Raw genomic sequence first — 17632 nt, 5'->3', positions numbered from 1 at the left:
AGAAGCGGAGCGTTCGCCTTTGCCACGGGATTCTTACCTTTTCATGTCTATCTAATCCAAAGAATCCCGTGGCAACAGCGATCGTAAGATCAAATCCTTCGCGGAGCGGCTCACTTCAGCCCCCGTAACTCATTCTTTTTTTAACAATCAAGGAATTAATTTCGTTTCTTTGGCTCGCTCGGCCATTTTTTTCGTATGCTTGCTGAGCGGCTTCTTCAACACCAATCCAAACAGGAAGCAAACACCGATAAATACAAACAGCATCACCACATCCCGTATCACCGTTGAAGCCAACATCCCTCCTACTGTCTCTCGTAACAGACTAACCGCATAGGTAAATGGTACAAATGGATTCAGCGCCTGAAAGAATGGTGTACTCGTCGCAATCGGGAACGTCCCTCCTGAACTGGAGAATTGAAGCACCAGCAGGATGACCGCCAGTCCCTTGCCGATATTGCCGAACACAGAAACTAGTGTATAGGTCATCGCCGTAAACACCAGACTGATCAGCATAGAGGACAGTACAAAGGCTACTTTGGCATCCACATACGCCCCGAGCAGGAACAAGTCACCGAGAGATACGCTCAGCGCCTGAAAAATACCAATTGTGGAGAATGTCATCAACCGTCCGAAATACACTTGGTAGCTTTTAAATTGTCCTTCCGGGTCATCCACATCTACCCTGAACATTGATACCAGTAGCATCGCACCTACCCAAATCGACAATGTAGTGTAAAAAGGTGACATCGCAGAACCATAGTTAGGGATTGGATATATCCGTTCCTGCTTCAACGATACCGGACTGCCGAGAAACTCACTTTCCTTTTTCACATCCCCCTTGAGCAATGCAATAGCGCGTCCGAGTGCATTTTCGCCCTTAAGCTTGCGAATGGTGTCTGCAGCCTGACGTATGGAATCCTCGGCAGCTGGAAGATCGGTCCTTACAAAATTGGCCACTTGGTGCACCGCTTTTTCCGCTTCAGGAAATTTATTTTCAATTAAGTCAGCCATTTTGACAAACTGTTGTTCCGCTTTGGGCAAATCATTACGCACAAAATCTGCCGCCTGATGAATTTTACTTTTAACCGTCGGCAAATCGTTATTTACGAAGTCTGCTGCTTTGTTCACAGCATTCGTAAACTCGCCCATACGTCCCTGAATCATTGTCGCCGCTTCATGCAGTTTCTGACGGTATTGTGGCAGATCCTGCTGGAGACGTGTTAGCTCTTGCTGGCCGAATTCTGCTGCAGCCTGTGCGTCATTTAATAGCTTTTCAATATTCGGTAGCTGCTCTTGAGCTGTAGTCAGCACATTGGCAGAATTGCGGGCTACGGATTTGATCTGATCTAGCGCCTTTTGAATGGCGGGTGCATACTCCGTATCATAATTGCCCAAAATGTTGTCAATTCCGCTACTGATTTCTCCAGCAAGGCGATCAGTGTCATCCAGCAGATTTTGCGCAGGCTTTTCACCGCGCTGGATGGCATTCCCGATACTAGTTACTGTGCTATTCAGACGGCGGAAACGATCCTCCACCCCGCCCACACGGGAAATAAGTGAATCCAGAGGTTGACTTGGCAAGTATCCGTTCACACGGTTCAGCAATTGAGAAATATGATCCAGCACCCCCACGGCAGTTGTCAGCCTACCGCTGACACGATTCACCGCAGCTTGTGCTGCTTTAGGATCAAAATCCACACCACGAATGATGTCTGTAATCTGAGAAACCTCATTCGCAATTTGTTGTACCAGTTGTAAATCTTCTTTAACTACTGTACCTATCGAATCAAGCGCACCCTCATTTTTGTCCAGAAATTCAAGTAAACCGGTTGTAAAGTCCTTGCCTGTGTCCGCTATCTGCTGTACTTCTGGCAGTGCCCTCTGGGCAGCATTAATAACTTTAAGAGCCGTTTGCGTATCCTCCAGGGCGGTGGTCAGTGCGCTTTCTACCTTGCTAAAATTTTGATCCAGTTCAACAATTCGATCACCAGCCTTTTGAATATCAGGTAGTCTTTTTTGGATATCTAAAATAACAGCGGCTACCTTGTCCAGCTCAGGCATGTTTTTGTCAATTTTGAGCACCAGGTCACCGGCGCGGTTAATTTCAGGAATTTTCTCCTTCAATGCGATAATCTTTTGTCCCTGCGCCTTAATTTTCGGCAAATTTCGCTCCAGCTCCAAGGCCTGTTTGCCCAACCTATCGATATCCGGTAGTCGATTATTTAGCTCCAACACCCGGTTTTCAATGTTACGAATTGTCGGGAGTTCCTCCTCCAACTTTACTCCAGCATCCTTCAACTTCGTCAATACCGCCTGGCTGGCAGTTTCAATAAAGTTTTGGCTAATCTGGTTCGTCAGAGAGGTTGCCCCCGAAGATGTAATTTTCGGAGCTACTGCATTAATTTTTTCATTTACGGCGTAATCAATTTCCGGCTTTTGCGGATTTTCCGTCAGCACACTCGTAATTTTCTCTGAAAAGTCTTTCGGGATCAGCAGGCTGGCATAATAATCACCATCCAACACACCTTTCCGTGCTTCCGCTTCATTCACAAAAGTCCAACCCAGCTTCTTGTTATTTTGAAGGTTATGCAAAACCTCATCGCCGATATTAATCTTCTTACCATTCACTTCTGCACCCTGATCTTGGCTGGTAACTGCAATTTTAATTCCAGATGTATTCGCATATGGATCCCACATCGCTTTCAAATTCACCCATGCATAGACGGAAGGCAAAAGAATGATGCCAATGACTAATAAAGTCCCGGTCGATACTTTGAATACATTTCTCCAGTCTGTTAAGTAGATTTGCCATATCTTCCGCAACTTCATCACTCCTTGTATGTACATTAACCTGTCGTCCAGTGTTGTATGCACACGTATTGTAAACGATTCGAGCAAATGAAGCCAATCCTGTTACAATATATGCCAAAAGCGTATGGGTCTTATAGAGATCATAGGCTTTTTCTTGCCCCAACTCAAAGAAGCCCTTCAGACCTAATGAATAGGCTCGAAGAGCTTCTTTCTTATACATAGTTATCCATTCTTCAGCAGTCTGGCCGCCGAAAATGCTGCGCCATGACGCAACTTCCGCTTCTCCAACCGTTTGTGCAGCGAACGATTATACAGAACCTGAATGACAAAATACGAGATAATGCCCAGCACCACACCGAAAATCGACATGCCGATCAGGATGTGCAAGCCTCCGTGCAACAAGTCTCTGAATACAGACCAGTTGCCGTGAAACAGCTCCATAAAAGAATGCTCGTGAAGTCGTCCGCCCCTGACATGTACCGGATAATGAGATGGATAAATCCAAGCCCCCACTTGCTTGGCGAATGGCATTAGTACAATTGGCAAAAAGGTCAGCTTACCTACAACGTTACCCACAATGGCCGCAGGCAGCGAGCCGCCAGAGAGACGAACAATCGGATAAAAAACAAGGTATACCAGAGAAGCCGTGGAAATCACAATCATCTCCAGCGCAAAGCCAATGGCGAAGCCCAAGGAGATCTTTTTAACTCCTCCAGGGGCGCGCAACAGCTTGATGAAATTCAGCCGAATCGCACGCCCTATATTTTGAAACATATTATAGTTCTTCTTCGATTTATGAGGTTTGAGCCTTTTCGGATTGAGCTTTATCAATAGGAGGACTCCTTCAACAGTACAATTCAATTTCAGGAATGAGTATTTACAGCTCCCATCCTTACTTATGTCTATACTGTCATTATAACCCTCAGCGTTCGAAAAGCAATGCTATTCCGCCTGTTTCGCCGTTTTAGGACAGAATTCGCTTGTAGACATCGTTCTGGAGAGGTACAATGTCCCAAATCTCAGCCGCGTATTGCTGAATCGTACAATCACTAGAAAATTTACCGGAGTGTGCCATATTGACAATAGCACGCCGAGTCCACTCCGAGGGATTCCGATACACCTGTTCAATATGAACCTGCGTATCCACATAGGCTGCGAAGTCCTTGAGCACAAAGTATTCATCATTATGATCAATCAGGGATTGATAAATGGCCTCAAATTCCCGTTCATGCCGCGTAAAAGGAGCATCGTTCACAAGTTGATCCAGCACTTCACGCAGTCTTTCGTCACTGTTGGCTGTTTTGCGCGCCGAATACTGGCCGTCCCGGTAATATGCCTCGATCTGATCCACCTTCAATCCAAAAATGAACATGTTGGCATCGCCTACCATTTCATGCATTTCAACATTGGCTCCGTCCAATGTACCTATTGTGAGCGCACCGTTCATCATAAATTTCATATTGCCTGTGCCTGAAGCTTCTTTGCCTGCCGTGGAAATCTGCTCACTGACATCCGCCGCAGGAATAATCAGCTCCGCCAGTGAGACCGAATAATTTTCAAGGAAAACGACTTTCAGCTTGTCCTTGACTTCCACATCTCGATTGATCGTGTCCGCCACGTTATTAATGAGCTTGATCGTCTGTTTGGCGAGAAAATAACCGGGGGCGGCTTTGGCTCCAAAAATAAATGTGCGTGGCGTCACATCCAGGCCCGGATTACTTTTAAGCTGGCTGTATAGATGCATCACATGCAAAATATTGAGCAGCTGTCGCTTATAACCATGCAACCGTTTGACCTGTACATCAAAAATGGAGGACGTATCCAATCGCACGCCCTGTTTTGCAAAAACATACTCAGCAAGCCTGACTTTATTATTTCGCTTAATCGCATGTATCCGTTCTTTGAACGTCTCGTCCCCACTGTAACGAAGCAGGTCGATGAGCTCCCTTGGACGGGTCCTCCAGCGTGTGCCGATCGTCTCATCGTACAAGCTTGCCAGCTCCGGGTTGGCGTGCATCAGCCAGCGGCGATGGGCAATCCCGTTTGTTTTATTGTTAAAACGGTCAGGGTACAGCTCGTGAAACGACTTCATCTCTCGTTCCTTTAATATTTGCGTATGCAGCGCAGCCACCCCATTAACGCTGTAGCTACCGACGATTGCCAAGTGGGCCATACGGATTTGTTCACCGTGAATAATCGCCATTTCACCAATTTTGATGTCCTGGCCTGGGTAACGCTCCAGTAGCATAGCGCAATAACGTTTGTTAATTTCTTCAATGATTAAAGAAATACGAGGAAGCAGCTCCCGTACCATATTAACAGGCCATTGTTCCAACGCCTCACTTAATATCGTATGATTCGTATATGAAACGGTTCGCGTCGTAATATCCCATGCTTCGTCCCAGCCCAAGCCCTTCACGTCCATCAGAATACGCATCAGTTCCGGAATAACTAGGGTCGGATGTGTATCGTTAATGTGCAGTGCTATTTTATCGGGCAAATGGCTATAAGGTAAACGAAGCTTCTCAAACGTACGCAAAATACTTTGTAATCCGGCCGAGCACAGGAAATACTGCTGCTTCAAGCGAAGCAGCTTTCCCTCATAATTGGAGTCGTCCGGATATAGAAATGCGGAGATAGATTCCACCGATCGATTGTAGTCGAGAAAGCGGTAATAACCGCCTTCGCCTCGAATCGGTCCTCGAACGGGATCAAGCGCTGATTCCGCACTCCAAATCCGCAGCGTATTCACCTGTGTATGACCATAGCCTACCAGCGGAATATCGTAAGGGACAGCCCAGACCGTTTCAGCATCCTTTGTCTCGAATACAAGATGTCCCTCCTGTTCATGGGTTTCCACTCTTCCCCAAAAATGAACCTCGACCTTTTTATCAGGACGACGTTCCTCCCAGACATTCCCTTTCTGTAGCCAGTAATCCGGCAGTTCAACCTGATTGCCGTCCACAATACGCTGTTCAAACAGACCATATTTATACCGGATGCCGCACCCATGTCCTGCATAGCCAAGGGATGCCAGCGAGTCCATGAAGCAAGCCGCCAGACGGCCGAGACCCCCATTGCCTAGCCCCGCGTCCGCCTCCTGTTCTTCAATTTCCTCCAGATCCCAGCCCAGTTCACCCAATGCCTGCCGAACCATATCCAGGACGCCCAAATTCAGCAGATTACTGCCCAGTAGACGACCTATCAAAAATTCCAGGGAAAAATAATAAATCTGCTTCTCTTGTCCTTCTTTATAGGCTTGGTTCGTTTCTGCCCAATTCTTGCCGACTTGTTCACGAATCATGCCACCCAAAACCTTATATACGTCTTCCGACTGAGCCTCCTGCATCGGTTTGCCCAGCCTTCCGACCAGTTGCTCTCGAAAAGCCTGCTTAAATGCTTCTTTATTGCTGAACAAAGTTGTACCTCCTGTTATTTCCGTTTTAATGGCTAAGTATATCCTTTAAATTACGCTATTCTTGGCAATGACATAGGGAACTCTAATGTCTCCAATCAGAGTTCGATCTGGTGAAAGCTGTACATCTTTATCTAAAACCACATTCTCCACAACTGCCCCTTTACGGATGACACATTTTTGCATAATAATCGAGTTGCTTACCCGCGCACCCTCCTCCACCCGCACTCCACGGAAAAGAATACTATTCTCGACCTTGCCTCCAATGGTGCAGCCATTGGCAACAAGTGAATGATCCACCTCGGCGCTGTGCGTATAGCGGGTCGGGGCTTCATACTTGATTTTGGTGTGCACCGGCTGATTCTGAAACAGGGCTTGATACTGCTGCTGATCCAACAGCTTCATGCTATTTTTATAGTAGCTCTCAATAGAATTAATAACCGCATGATAACCTTCATAACGATACGCATAAATACGCAGTCCACTTGGGTTTTTCTGGATGGCATCACGAAAGAAATGATTATCCTGATGGGCAATGCAATGCTTCACCTGATCCAGATACAAGTCTTTGTCCATCACAAACATTTCCAAATAAATGTTATGATGATCCTGCTCCTGATGAATACCCGTCACTCGTCCGTTCTCATCAATCTCCAGTCGTGCACAAGGATCATGCTCAGATTCTAGCTGGTCTATGGGTTTATATACAAGGGTAACATCTGCATTTTTCTCCTGATGATAACGGTATACATCCTCGATATCCACCTTATTGACATGCTGAGTTCCTGCGTGAATAATGGTTTGCCCCGATGAGCGATGAAAAAAATCCAGATTGTTGTGCACATGCTGCAAATCTCCACGCGATGCATCCGTCGGATCATTCCAGTCAGGTGGCAAAATAAACAACCCGCCCCGTCTGCGGTCTAAATCCCAAGGCCGACCTTCGCCCAGATGATCCAGCAGCGAACGGTATTTGCGGCGGATAAACAGTGCAATATCATGCACCCCTGCATGCATCATATTGGATAAGGTAAAATCAATGAGCCGATATCGACTAGCAAAGGGGACTGCGGCCCCGCACCGGAAATAGGTCAACTCCTTCAACTGATCCAGTTCGTGATCCAGGTTGATAACTCCAATGAGTCGACTCATAGCAGACACCGTCCTTATCCGGGTTAAATTCGTGCATGAAGCTGGCTTTCCTGATCGAACAAAATAATCTCATCAGAACTATCTTCAGGTCCAATAAACGCGTTGTCTTCAATAACGATGTTCTCATTCACGATAGCCCGGTGAATACGTACATTGCGCCCAATTTTTACGTTCGGCATGATGACAGAATCGGTAATGACGCTCCCTTCACCTACTTCGACCCCATAAAATAGTACAGAATGCCTTACTTCTCCATCCACCATGCAACCTTCATTTACAATGCTGTTTTTGAGGATCGCCCGTTGGGTTATATACTGGGCCGGTTGATTGGGGCTGCGAGTATAGATGCGCCAGAAAGGATCGTTCAGATCCAAAGGCGGATCCTGAACCAGAAGATCCATGTTGGACTCCCACAAGCTCTGAATGGTACCTACATCCTTCCAGTACCCAGCAAACGGGTACGCATACAGCGACCGGCCATGCTGAAGCAACAATGGAATGATATCCTTGCCAAAATCATGTGAGGATTCAGAATCGCTTGCGCTTTCCAGTAAATAGCGACGCAACACCTCCCATTTGAACAAATAAATACCCATGGAGGCCAATGTACTTTTCGGCTGTTCAGGCTTCTCCTCAAAGTCATATATTTTCAGATCATCGTCAGCGTTCAGGATTCCAAATCGTTTAGCTTCCTGAATCGTGACATTGATAACAGAAATGGTGCAGTCTGCTTCCTTCTCCTTGTGATAGTGGAGCATTCGACTGTAGTCCATTTTATAAATGTGATCCCCTGACAGAATGAGTACATGCTCCGGGTCATACTGATCCAAGAAATGCAGGTTTCGATAAATTGCATCCGCCGTGCCCCTGTACCAGTTGTTTCCATCTTCTTTCTCGTGCGGAGGTAAAACGAACACTCCTCCATCCAGACGATCCAAATCCCAGTCGCTGCCTACGCCGATATAGGAATGAAGCACCAACGGCTCGTATTGGGTCAATACGCCTACGGTGTCTATACCAGAATGAGTGCAATTGCTGAGAGGGAAATCAATAATGCGGTAAGTTCCCCCAAAAAATACTGCCGGTTTGGCTAGTGTACGGGTAAGTCCTTTGAGTCTTTTGCCTTGTCCGCCGGCGAGCAGCATGGCAACCACTTCCTTCTTTCTCATAACAAAGACCTCCCTGTCATGTGCGTCTGAAGCCATTGTGGCGGGATATTTGATAATATCCATTAAACATGAAAAGACAGTCGTAATCGTTTCATTGGCGAAGGAACGGGTAAGATGTGATGGAGAAGGGTAAATCATAGTTATGCGGAACGAGTGCAAGGAATCACTAAATCGTAAAATCCCGTTCATCTTTTCACATTTTGGATGCTTTTAAGCATTTGGGTATGACAACATGATCATAAGGAGGCGTACTTTATGAAGAATAAGAAATGGGTGGTAGCAGCATTGGGAATGGGTGTGACGTATCTGATGAAAAATAAAGGGGCACGCGATAAGGTATTGAATAAGGTACAGACTATTGTCAATCGTGCGAAAACCTCTGCAAAATCGTAAAATGTTAAAGCTAGAAAAAAGCGAGCCTCTCTGAATCATGGTTCAGGGAGGCTTTTCTCTGCGTCTACAAACAAATTATTGTTCGAGGCTGTATCCGTAGACGGTCAGGCATTCTCCTTATGTTCTTCTACTTCCATGATATGTTCAACGGTAAAGGTTCGATGCGTCCATTCGGAAGAACGGTAAGCCTCTAGGAGACCGAAGGTACGAATTTTCTCCTTGTCCACCTTTTTAAAGGTATGAGTAATCCCTACCTTGCCCTTGAAAGGAAAAAAGGAGAGACCTACAGTCTGATCCGATAGCCACTCGGCCCAAACTCGCCCGCTTTCATGACGAACAGCCGGGAAGCTCAAACCTTCAGCAAACCATTCATATTCTACTGTAGGCGTACCCGGCTCTCGACTGCACAAAAACAGACTCAATTCGTCGCAAAACAACATTCTCCGTACATCCGTCCGCACTTGATGGTCGAAGGTTACGCCACATGCCAGCTCCTGTTTGAGCCTCAGACGACGCTGTTCCTCCGCTTCCTGATAAGCATGCGTAATCTGCTTGTCCTGAGCATTTTGATGCTCGGTCCGCCCGACTAGCTCCTTGTACATCAAGCTACACAGCAACGCAGCATACGTGTTTCCTTGTTCGACTTCATCAATCCCAAGACGATAGAAAACAAAACGTGGACTGAGTGGAAAATCAATAAATGTATAAGGTGCTGACATATGATCATTCCAGAAAGGAGCAGCGTCTAACTGTATCCAACCCCGATCATGCTCCCTTGCTGCATATACAAAATCCTGCTTATGACGTCTATTCTTGAAGGCACTCTCTTCCCATTGTAAAGCCAACTCACCTGAAATATGGGCATGGTCATGCTGCGTCGTCATGATATAAGCTTGGTCCGTTTCATAAATAACCATATGCTCTCCCCTTCCGTTCGGCGATTCGTGTGATTGTGTACAAACTCTCTGATTGAAGGTCATGGTTATGCATACGTTTATTATATCAGGATAAGGGTAAAAAGGCAGTGGAGTTTTCCCCCTCTTTATATCTAATTACCCCTTTGATTCTGCACTCGAAACTGCTGCGGGCTCATCCCCTCCAGCTCACGAAACACTTTGTTAAAGTGCTTTGCATTGTCAAAGCCCACGTTAGCCGCAATTTCATAGATCCTGCCCCCTTGACACTCCAGCAGCTTTTTGGCTTCTGTAATGCGCAGCCTTTTTACATATTGAACAAAGCTGAGGCCTGTATAGGCTTTGAACGCCTGACTAAAATACGTATAATTCAAGGATACTGAGTTGGATACTACTGCCATATTCAAATCCTCGCTGTAATGAGCGTGGATATATTGGATAGCACGTGTCATACTACCACTTCTATCGACGTTGGCACTCGCGCCAGCTAGTCTATCTTTCTCTACGCCGACAACACTATCGTATGTGAGGGGGTTCCTCTGCTTCAATTCCTCATTCAAAACTGCCAGTGCACCGAACAGTTCCTCCCTTACAATCGGCTTGAGTAAATACTCCCGTGCCCCACAGCGAATCGCTTCGCGCGCATACTGGAACTCGTCATATCCACTGAGAATGATCACCGAAGGCCTGCGTTCCGGCTCCAGCTCACGAATATGCTGCATCAGCATAATGCCATCCATAATAGGCATACGGATATCCGTTATCACCAACTCGGGCAAAAACTGCTTCACATGCTGCCAGGCTTCCCTTCCGTCCTTGACCAGTACACATTCATAGAGACCGGAAAATTCCCGTTCGATCATAGCTTGAAGTCCCATTCGAATATTTTTCTCGTCATCCGCAATCAACAGCTTGGTCGTCATGGTCCGTCCCCCTCATCATGTAACGTCTAGGCAAAATCAGGGTCACTGTCGTCGATTGTCCGTGGATGCTGTCCAGTCTTATGCCATACTCTTCGCCATACTGCATACTTAAACGGCGATGCACATTATACAAACCGATTCCCCCATTCATCCCGGGCTCGTGGAAATCCATATTCGTTCGCGCTAGACCAGCCATGATGGCGTTTCTTCTTTCTTCAGATATCCCCACTCCGTTATCCTGTATACGCAATTCTATGATATCCTGCTTAGAGCAGGCCTCAATCGTGATGCTGAATGGGCTTTGCAATGTACTCCACCCGTGCTTGATAGCATTTTCGACTACAGGCTGCAGCGACATTTTCAGCATCTCCAGTTCCATAAACGCCGACGATAGATGAATTTCCAATCCAATTTGGTTATCGTGGCGAATGTTCATGATGGCCACGTAATGCTGGATATGTCGGATTTCATCCCGCAACGCAACACACGACCCGGACCATTGGAGATTATAACGCATCATCGAGCCAAGGGAGGTAAGGGCATCCGACAGCGGATACTGCCGTTCTATCTCCGCCATCATTTTTAAATTTTCCAATGTATTATAGAGAAAGTGGGAATCAATCTGATGCTTGAGCGCTAGCAGTTCAGCTTCTTGAGCAGTGGCCTGCTTGTGTACTGCCTCGGCAATGAGCCCGTTAATTCGACTCAGCAGACTGCGAAAATATAAAGCCAGCTCAGCCACTTCTCCCCGTCCATATACTGGAATCTTAAGCTGAAAGTCACCCTCCTGCTCTACTTTTTTCATGGATTCACGCAGGGTATGTAGCTGCTTGAGAATGAAGGCATGCAAGGTATAGGAAATGACGGACATAAACAAAATCAGCATACTAATAATGAGCAGCATGGCATTGCGTTTCTGACGGAGATCACCTAGCGGACCGTCCAGCGCCACCACATTTAGCAGGTAGGCGTCCAACCCTTCTATATAACGGTACAAACCAAGATAAGGCTTATTCCCATAGGTAAAGTCAAAAACACCACCCTGTCCCTGAACGCGGGACTGTAACAGATGGTGCACATGGGACAGAGGGATCGAAATTGAATCTGATAGAGAGGAAGCTGTAGCTATTTCGGTAGAATACATTGGTTTGTCAGCGTTCCTTGAGCTGTAATCGTCGCCGTCCAGAATGAACATTTGCCATGCGCGATTACGTTGCGGGATTCCAAATACCCTAGGTGAAAATAGCTCCAGCCTCATATTTGTTTCTACCAACCCCGCGTGTCTTCCTCCAGTAGACTGAATTTCACGTAGCAGTGCCATATACTGCACTGTCTCACTTTCCTGGCGGGATTGTCCCCCAAGTAAGCTTTTCGGCCCCTTGTACATATCCCACCATATTTTCCCTTGTCGGAGTTGAGCCGCTTTCAGCCAGGAAGCCTTAGGCAATCGTGATTCTTTGAAAATCATCGGCCATATTTCATGCGTCTGGGGATTATTGGTATACAGTCGAATGTTCTCTACATTGGGATTACTGTACAGCAAGTGCTGTAAATTTGGAAACACATTCAAGTTGAATTGGACTAGCTCATCGCTGCTTATTTCACGTTCCTCGGTTAGATAATGAAGCACGTTGCGATCTGAGATCGCAAGCTGTGCGGTTCGCTCCATAATTTCCATATTGCTATGAATATGGGCCAGCTCTGTATCCAACACATACTGATTTTGTACGGTAATGTCTTTCATTGTATTCTCGTACAGTTGGTGAAAGGTATATAGCGAGAACAATACCACCGGGATTAAAATGACGCCGATATACGCGACAATGAGCTTAACTTGAAGGGAACAACCGCCAAGCCGATCGGTCGTTCCCGTCATCCACTGCCATATCGTGCGGCGCAGCAGGCTCTTCATCTGTGAACGTGCACGGCCTGGCATGTAATCACATCCTTAGGGGTTCAATAGATTAAGTTATTGAATTAAATCATTTGGTGAACTGTTCAATTTTCTTAAGGTTTTCCTCATAGGCTTTTTGCTGATAAGCCAATACCTTGTCATAGCCTGCTTTTCTGCGGTCTTCCAAAAAGCGGGCAAACAGCCGATCGAACTCCTCATCCGAGGAAGCCAGCAACAGTTTCGGTAATGCCTTGCCCCAAATTTTGTCTATCTGGCCTGACGCAATGCCTTCTGCCGAGGTTCCGGTCGGTTTGATATTCTCATATTGAGAGAAGCTGTGGGTCTTGCCTTTCGTCCAATCTTCAGGCTGCTTATACGGCTCGACACTGGGCGGCGCCCACTGCAAATTCATATTTGTATCCATCAGCATCCAGAAAGTGAAGGAGGCGCCATACTTTTTGTCAAATGCAGACCGATCCTTGTTCAGCAGCTCCAGTACCTCCGGCTTGAAGGCTGGCTTACCGTTAACTGTGTCCCACAGCTTTCCCTGCTCCCCTAGATACAGATCACGATTCCCTTCCTCGCTAATCAGATAAGTCAGAAATTCAATAGCCCGCTCCTTGTCTTTGACATCCTTCGAAATAAGCGTCACCGTCCACCCGGAAATGCCCGGCCCGGCCAGCGTCGGCGGGTCCAGCTTACTGTTGGAAGGTCCATCCACCGCAATGTAGACGGAGTTGGGATCTTTCGCATGCAACGTCACCTGTTGTGTAGCAAAATCAGAGCGCTGATATAGCATGGCAAAATACCGTCCCTGTGCCACCTTCTCCTCCATTTGCGGACGTTTGTCGATAAATACGTCCTTGGCGATCAGACCCTGCTCATTGGCTTGACGGAATGTTTTGAGCCAGCGAATGTACTCTTCGTCCGATCGACGGTCGTACAGCTTTCCGTCCTTCTCATGTGGAACGGCTAAAAAATTAAGTAAATAGTCTTCAAAAGAATAATTTCCGTTATCCGTAAATTCGTGGAACCCTATCGGGATCAGCGGTTGACCGTTTATCTCCGGGAATTTCTCCTTTGCTTTTTGAAGCGCTTTCAGGAATCCCTCTGGTGTTCTCATATCCGGCTTGCCAATCGCCTCGTACATATCCTTCCGAACCATAAACGTTTGATTGGAGACAAAATTTTGGCCGTATTTTTGGTAATCCTGTGGTGAAGAGGACGCGTTAGGATACCCATATACATTCCCGTCCGTTTGACGATACCATGACATTTTAGCTGGGTCTGCCACTTTAATCAGATATGGATCATATTTCTCAGCCAACTTGTTAAGTGGGAGCACCATCTTGCCCTCGATCATTTTTTTGATCGCATCTTCCCCCCAACTGAGCGTGACAAAATCAGGCAGTTTGCCCGAGGCGAGCATGGTATTCAGTTTTTCATTTTCATTCCCTGCGGGTACGATAAAATTAACGCTGACCCCAGTCTTTTGCGTCACATACTTCGAGGTCATATCCGTTCCCCACTTGTTCGGGAACCAGGAAAAATTCAAATACCAGTCAAACGTAATCGGCTCTGTATCCGCCTTCCAGCCTGGCGTATCTGCCGAAGCCTTAGTTTTCTCGTCCTTCAATTCCGTGACAGCGCCACTTCCACCGGACGTACACCCCGCGAGCGGTCCTATCAGCAGCACGACGGCCAACAGCCCTTTCTGCCATTTGCGAATGTTCATCATAAATCTCCCCCTTGGATGATGTGCTAACCCTTGATCGATCCGATCATCAGACCCTTGACAAAATACTTCTGCAGAAAAGGATATACCAGTACAATGGGCAGTGTCGTCACGACCATCGTCGCCAGCTTGATCGATTGCGAAGTGACGGACTGGGCAACGCCCCCCGGTGCAGCAGCCATCATTTGATTAGAGCTGGATTGGGCAACAACCCGGTACAAATACGTCTGAATCGGCTGAAGATCCGTATTATTAATATAGATCATTCCAGTAAAATAATCGTTCCACTGGTATACCCCATGAAACAACGCAATCGTCGCTACTACCGGCATGGATACAGGGAGCACGATTCGGCAGAAGATACCGAAATCATTCGCACCGTCTATTTTCGCCGCCTCTTCCAGTGCATCCGGCAGTTCTCGGAAAAAAGCCATAAAAATAATAAGATCAAAAAAGCTGAACATCGCAGGAATGATGTACACCCAAAAGCTGTCCAGCAGTCCGAGATCACGAATCAGCAAATACGTTGGAATCAATCCCCCACCGAAAAACAGGGTAATGGTACCAATCAGCATATACAGTTTGCGCCCGATCAGCTCCTTACGGGAATATGCATATGCAATCATAGCGGTAAAAAACACATGAACAATCGTGCCGATAAGCGTCTTGGCAATAGTCACTCCCATCGCAGTCATAATACCGTTGTTAGCAAATACGGCCTGATAGCTGCCCAGACTGAAGACTCTCGGCCACCAGTAAATGCCACCCCGCATAGCGTCTGCTCCTTCGTTAAAGGAGTTCACCAGCACATACCACACGGGATACAATGTCACAAAACAAATAATCAGCATGAAGACGTTGTTCATGAAATCGAATATCGCTTCGCCTGCTGTTCTACGTTGCAATAGCTGCATGCACCCGTCCTCCTTCAAAATAGGGATGTATTATTCACCCGTTTGGTCACCGAATTGGCAATTAGCAGCAAAATGAGAGCAAGAACCGATTTCAGCAAACCCACCGCGGTAGAATACGAGAAACGGCCCTGCTGAATGCCCACCTGATATACATAAATATCAACTACATTACTTGCACTTTCATTCAGCGAGTTACGCAGGACGAGAATTTGATCGAAGTTGGAGTTCAATATGCCGCTGACCGCCAAAATAAACAAAATGGATATGGTCCCCTTGATAGCGGGAAGTGTGACGTACCACATTTTCTGAAACCGTCCGGCCCCGTCAATGGTGGCCGCTTCGTACATGTCCGTAGATACCCCCGCCATGGCTGCCAAATAGATAATAGCTGACCATCCAAGCTCTTTCCAGATATCCGAGCTAACGACGATAGCCCAAAAATAGCTCGGCTCTGCCAAATAACTGATCGGCTGGTCAATCCACCCCCAGGCTAGCAACAGTTGATTGATCATCCCGGTATCTGCCAGCCACGTCGTTAAGATCCCGCCAAGAATGACCCAAGATAAAAAGTGCGGAAGGTACGAAATGGTCTGTATAGATTTTTTGAACCGTGTAGACCGAATCTCATTCAGAAACAGAGCAAATACAATAGGTAACGGAAACCCGATCGCCAGCTTGAGCAGGCTAATACCCAGTGTGTTTTTGACAATGTACCAAAAGTTATCATCCTCCAAAAAGGCCCGAAAATGCTCTAATCCCGCCCAAGGTGCGCTTGATATGGTTCCAATGATGTCAAAATGTTTGAACGCAATTAAAATACCGTACATCGGAATGTAATGGAAAATAATCATCCATACCACCCCAAGCAGCGCCATAGTCTGCAAATGTCTTTGTTGAACCCATTTGCGCGCTAGTGATGCTCCTCTTCCCGATCGAACCGGCGGCTGTGGCTGCGGATTCTTCCCTCCTGTACTCATACGAAGACCTCCTTTCTTTGTAATGTAAGCACTTACATTTATTATTTTAAAGGCTTCTGCTTCGTATGAGTAGTACTGGATTTTTTGATTTTGGTATCTAAAGTTCAGGTGGGGATCTGACTATAGGCGAGAATTTTCTTCCATACTTTGGATTTTCATATCTATTAGTTTACGAAAAAGACTATCAGATGGTACGATAAGACTATATGTGATTCCAATCATTACCTATATACCTAGATCAGGAGGATTAAGAATGGAAGAATTGGTTCGTTCGATTCAGAAACAGGTTCGAATTAAAAAGTTTGCTTGCTGGGCGGGGCTCATCATGTTTGGTCTGTGTACTTTAGTTGGCATTGCAGCTCAGGAATGGCTTATGACGCTCCTGTCACTCGGGATGACAGTCTTATCAATCTATGGGTTAACCATGATGCGTGGTATGACGAAGTTTACTAAAGAGTATCAACCGGGAAAGGGCTACGGTTATTATCGCCGTACGGTACAACAAAAGCTGCGCTATCTAACTTGGGGACAGTGGTTAGTAGGCGGCCTTATTGTCCTGATGTTCTTTATATTTAACGTCCGACTTAGTGCTTTTCTCATTGCTATCTTGGGTATCCTGACTATTCAGTTCAGTATCAAAAAACGAATTAAAAATCATCAGGAACCCGATGTCACTGAGCTGGAGGAGTTTGTACGGATGGGGATTGTTTCTCCGCATGAGCAGACTATTGGTGTATATAAAGATTTTCTACACCTGAGTCATACATTTCGGGGTAACCAAATTGTTATCGTTACAGACAAACGCCTGATTTCTGTATTTGTGGAGGAACAGGGGCGTGCGGTGAAGACGGAAATGTTACTCTCGGGTATAAACAAAATACGCGCCATCGGTACGGGTTTTCAAGGTCAAGGTATATTGCTGTCCGTAAGCAACCGTGACCATAACGAGCTTCACATTCATATGGTCGGAAAAAGCATTTTCTTTTCTCCAGAGCAATTTATAGGTTCCTTGCTACGGGCACTGGATGCAGCGTTAAAAAGCAGATCATACAGTACGGAAGAACCATTCCCGGTTTACCAACAGACAAGGATTTCATTGCATCCATCAGAACAGGGTTTACTACATAAACCTACGACAGCTTAAATATTGTTGGGACATGTACCGCGTTATATATACGGTATGATCGGTCTTCATCATACGCCAAATAGCAAGTAAGCCCTGACCTTAATGAGCTTACTTGCTATTGGGTGTACTTCCACATCATATTTTCCAATCAACTACCTACCTGTTAAAACAACTAATTTTCTACTGTACTTCTGCCTTCTTAATGATTG

13 protein-coding genes are annotated in these 17632 nt (G+C 46.3%); 2 read left to right on the top strand and 11 right to left on the bottom strand.

The window, feature by feature from the left end; all coding sequences use genetic code 11:
- Positions 1-147 precede the first annotated feature (147 nt).
- The 5 genes from NSS94_RS11195 to NSS94_RS11175 all read right to left on the bottom strand — a co-directional run bounded on the left by NSS94_RS11195 (position 148) and on the right by NSS94_RS11175 (position 8547).
- The gene (locus NSS94_RS11195) at positions 148-2823 is read right to left on the bottom strand and encodes a YhgE/Pip domain-containing protein (protein ID WP_029519102.1); all 2676 of its coding nucleotides are present in this window, start codon (positions 2821-2823) and stop codon (positions 148-150) included.
- 210 nt (positions 2824-3033) lie between these two features.
- A complete protein-coding gene (locus tag NSS94_RS11190; RefSeq protein WP_049817076.1) occupies positions 3034-3585 on the bottom strand; it encodes a DUF2062 domain-containing protein in 552 nt (183 codons plus the stop codon).
- 190 nt (positions 3586-3775) lie between these two features.
- On the bottom strand, positions 3776-6229 hold the full coding sequence (locus NSS94_RS11185; RefSeq protein WP_029519098.1) for a glycogen/starch/alpha-glucan phosphorylase: 2454 nt from the start codon (positions 6227-6229) through the stop codon (positions 3776-3778).
- 45 nt (positions 6230-6274) lie between these two features.
- The gene (glgD, locus tag NSS94_RS11180; RefSeq protein WP_029519097.1) at positions 6275-7378 is read right to left on the bottom strand and encodes a glucose-1-phosphate adenylyltransferase subunit GlgD; all 1104 of its coding nucleotides are present in this window, start codon (positions 7376-7378) and stop codon (positions 6275-6277) included.
- A 23-nt stretch (positions 7379-7401) separates the two neighbouring features.
- Positions 7402-8547: a glucose-1-phosphate adenylyltransferase gene (locus NSS94_RS11175; RefSeq protein ID WP_029519096.1), complete on the bottom strand. Its 1146-nt coding sequence runs from the start codon at positions 8545-8547 to the stop codon at positions 7402-7404.
- A 255-nt stretch (positions 8548-8802) separates the two neighbouring features.
- On the opposite strand from NSS94_RS11175, the gene NSS94_RS11170 reads away from it, so the two are divergent.
- Positions 8803-8940, top strand: a complete 138-nt coding sequence (locus tag NSS94_RS11170) for a hypothetical protein (protein ID WP_023988334.1) — start codon at positions 8803-8805, stop codon at positions 8938-8940.
- Positions 8941-9044: 104 nt separating this feature from the next.
- On the opposite strand, the gene NSS94_RS11165 is transcribed toward NSS94_RS11170, so the two are convergent.
- The 6 genes from NSS94_RS11165 to NSS94_RS11140 all read right to left on the bottom strand — a co-directional run bounded on the left by NSS94_RS11165 (position 9045) and on the right by NSS94_RS11140 (position 16297).
- Positions 9045-9857 carry a DUF3891 family protein gene (locus tag NSS94_RS11165; RefSeq protein ID WP_069010222.1) on the bottom strand — a complete coding sequence of 271 codons (813 nt, stop codon included), beginning with the start codon at positions 9855-9857 and terminating at the stop codon, positions 9045-9047.
- Positions 9858-9988: 131 nt separating this feature from the next.
- Positions 9989-10777, bottom strand: coding sequence for a response regulator transcription factor (locus NSS94_RS11160; RefSeq protein WP_069010223.1), 789 nt, complete (start codon positions 10775-10777; stop codon positions 9989-9991).
- The gene (locus NSS94_RS11155; protein WP_165147351.1) at positions 10749-12713 is read right to left on the bottom strand and encodes a sensor histidine kinase; all 1965 of its coding nucleotides are present in this window, start codon (positions 12711-12713) and stop codon (positions 10749-10751) included. Before NSS94_RS11155 ends, NSS94_RS11160 begins: the two co-directional genes overlap by 29 nt.
- A gap of 46 nt (positions 12714-12759) precedes the next feature.
- Positions 12760-14406: an extracellular solute-binding protein gene (locus tag NSS94_RS11150; RefSeq protein ID WP_029519090.1), complete on the bottom strand. Its 1647-nt coding sequence runs from the start codon at positions 14404-14406 to the stop codon at positions 12760-12762.
- Positions 14407-14432: 26 nt separating this feature from the next.
- On the bottom strand, positions 14433-15320 hold the full coding sequence (locus tag NSS94_RS11145; protein WP_029519089.1) for a carbohydrate ABC transporter permease: 888 nt from the start codon (positions 15318-15320) through the stop codon (positions 14433-14435).
- A gap of 14 nt (positions 15321-15334) precedes the next feature.
- Positions 15335-16297, bottom strand: coding sequence for an ABC transporter permease (locus NSS94_RS11140; protein ID WP_029519088.1), 963 nt, complete (start codon positions 16295-16297; stop codon positions 15335-15337).
- A gap of 253 nt (positions 16298-16550) precedes the next feature.
- Here NSS94_RS11140 and NSS94_RS11135 point away from each other — a divergent pair, with 253 nt between their 5' ends.
- Positions 16551-17441: a hypothetical protein gene (locus NSS94_RS11135; protein ID WP_029519087.1), complete on the top strand. Its 891-nt coding sequence runs from the start codon at positions 16551-16553 to the stop codon at positions 17439-17441.
- Positions 17442-17632: the final 191 nt, after the last annotated feature.

Origin of the sequence: Paenibacillus sp. FSL L8-0644 (genome assembly GCF_038008165.1) — a bacterium.
GTDB classification, from domain to species: Bacteria; Bacillota; Bacilli; order Paenibacillales; family Paenibacillaceae; genus Paenibacillus; species Paenibacillus polymyxa_D.
This window is presented reverse-complemented; position numbering and strand designations above follow the sequence as displayed.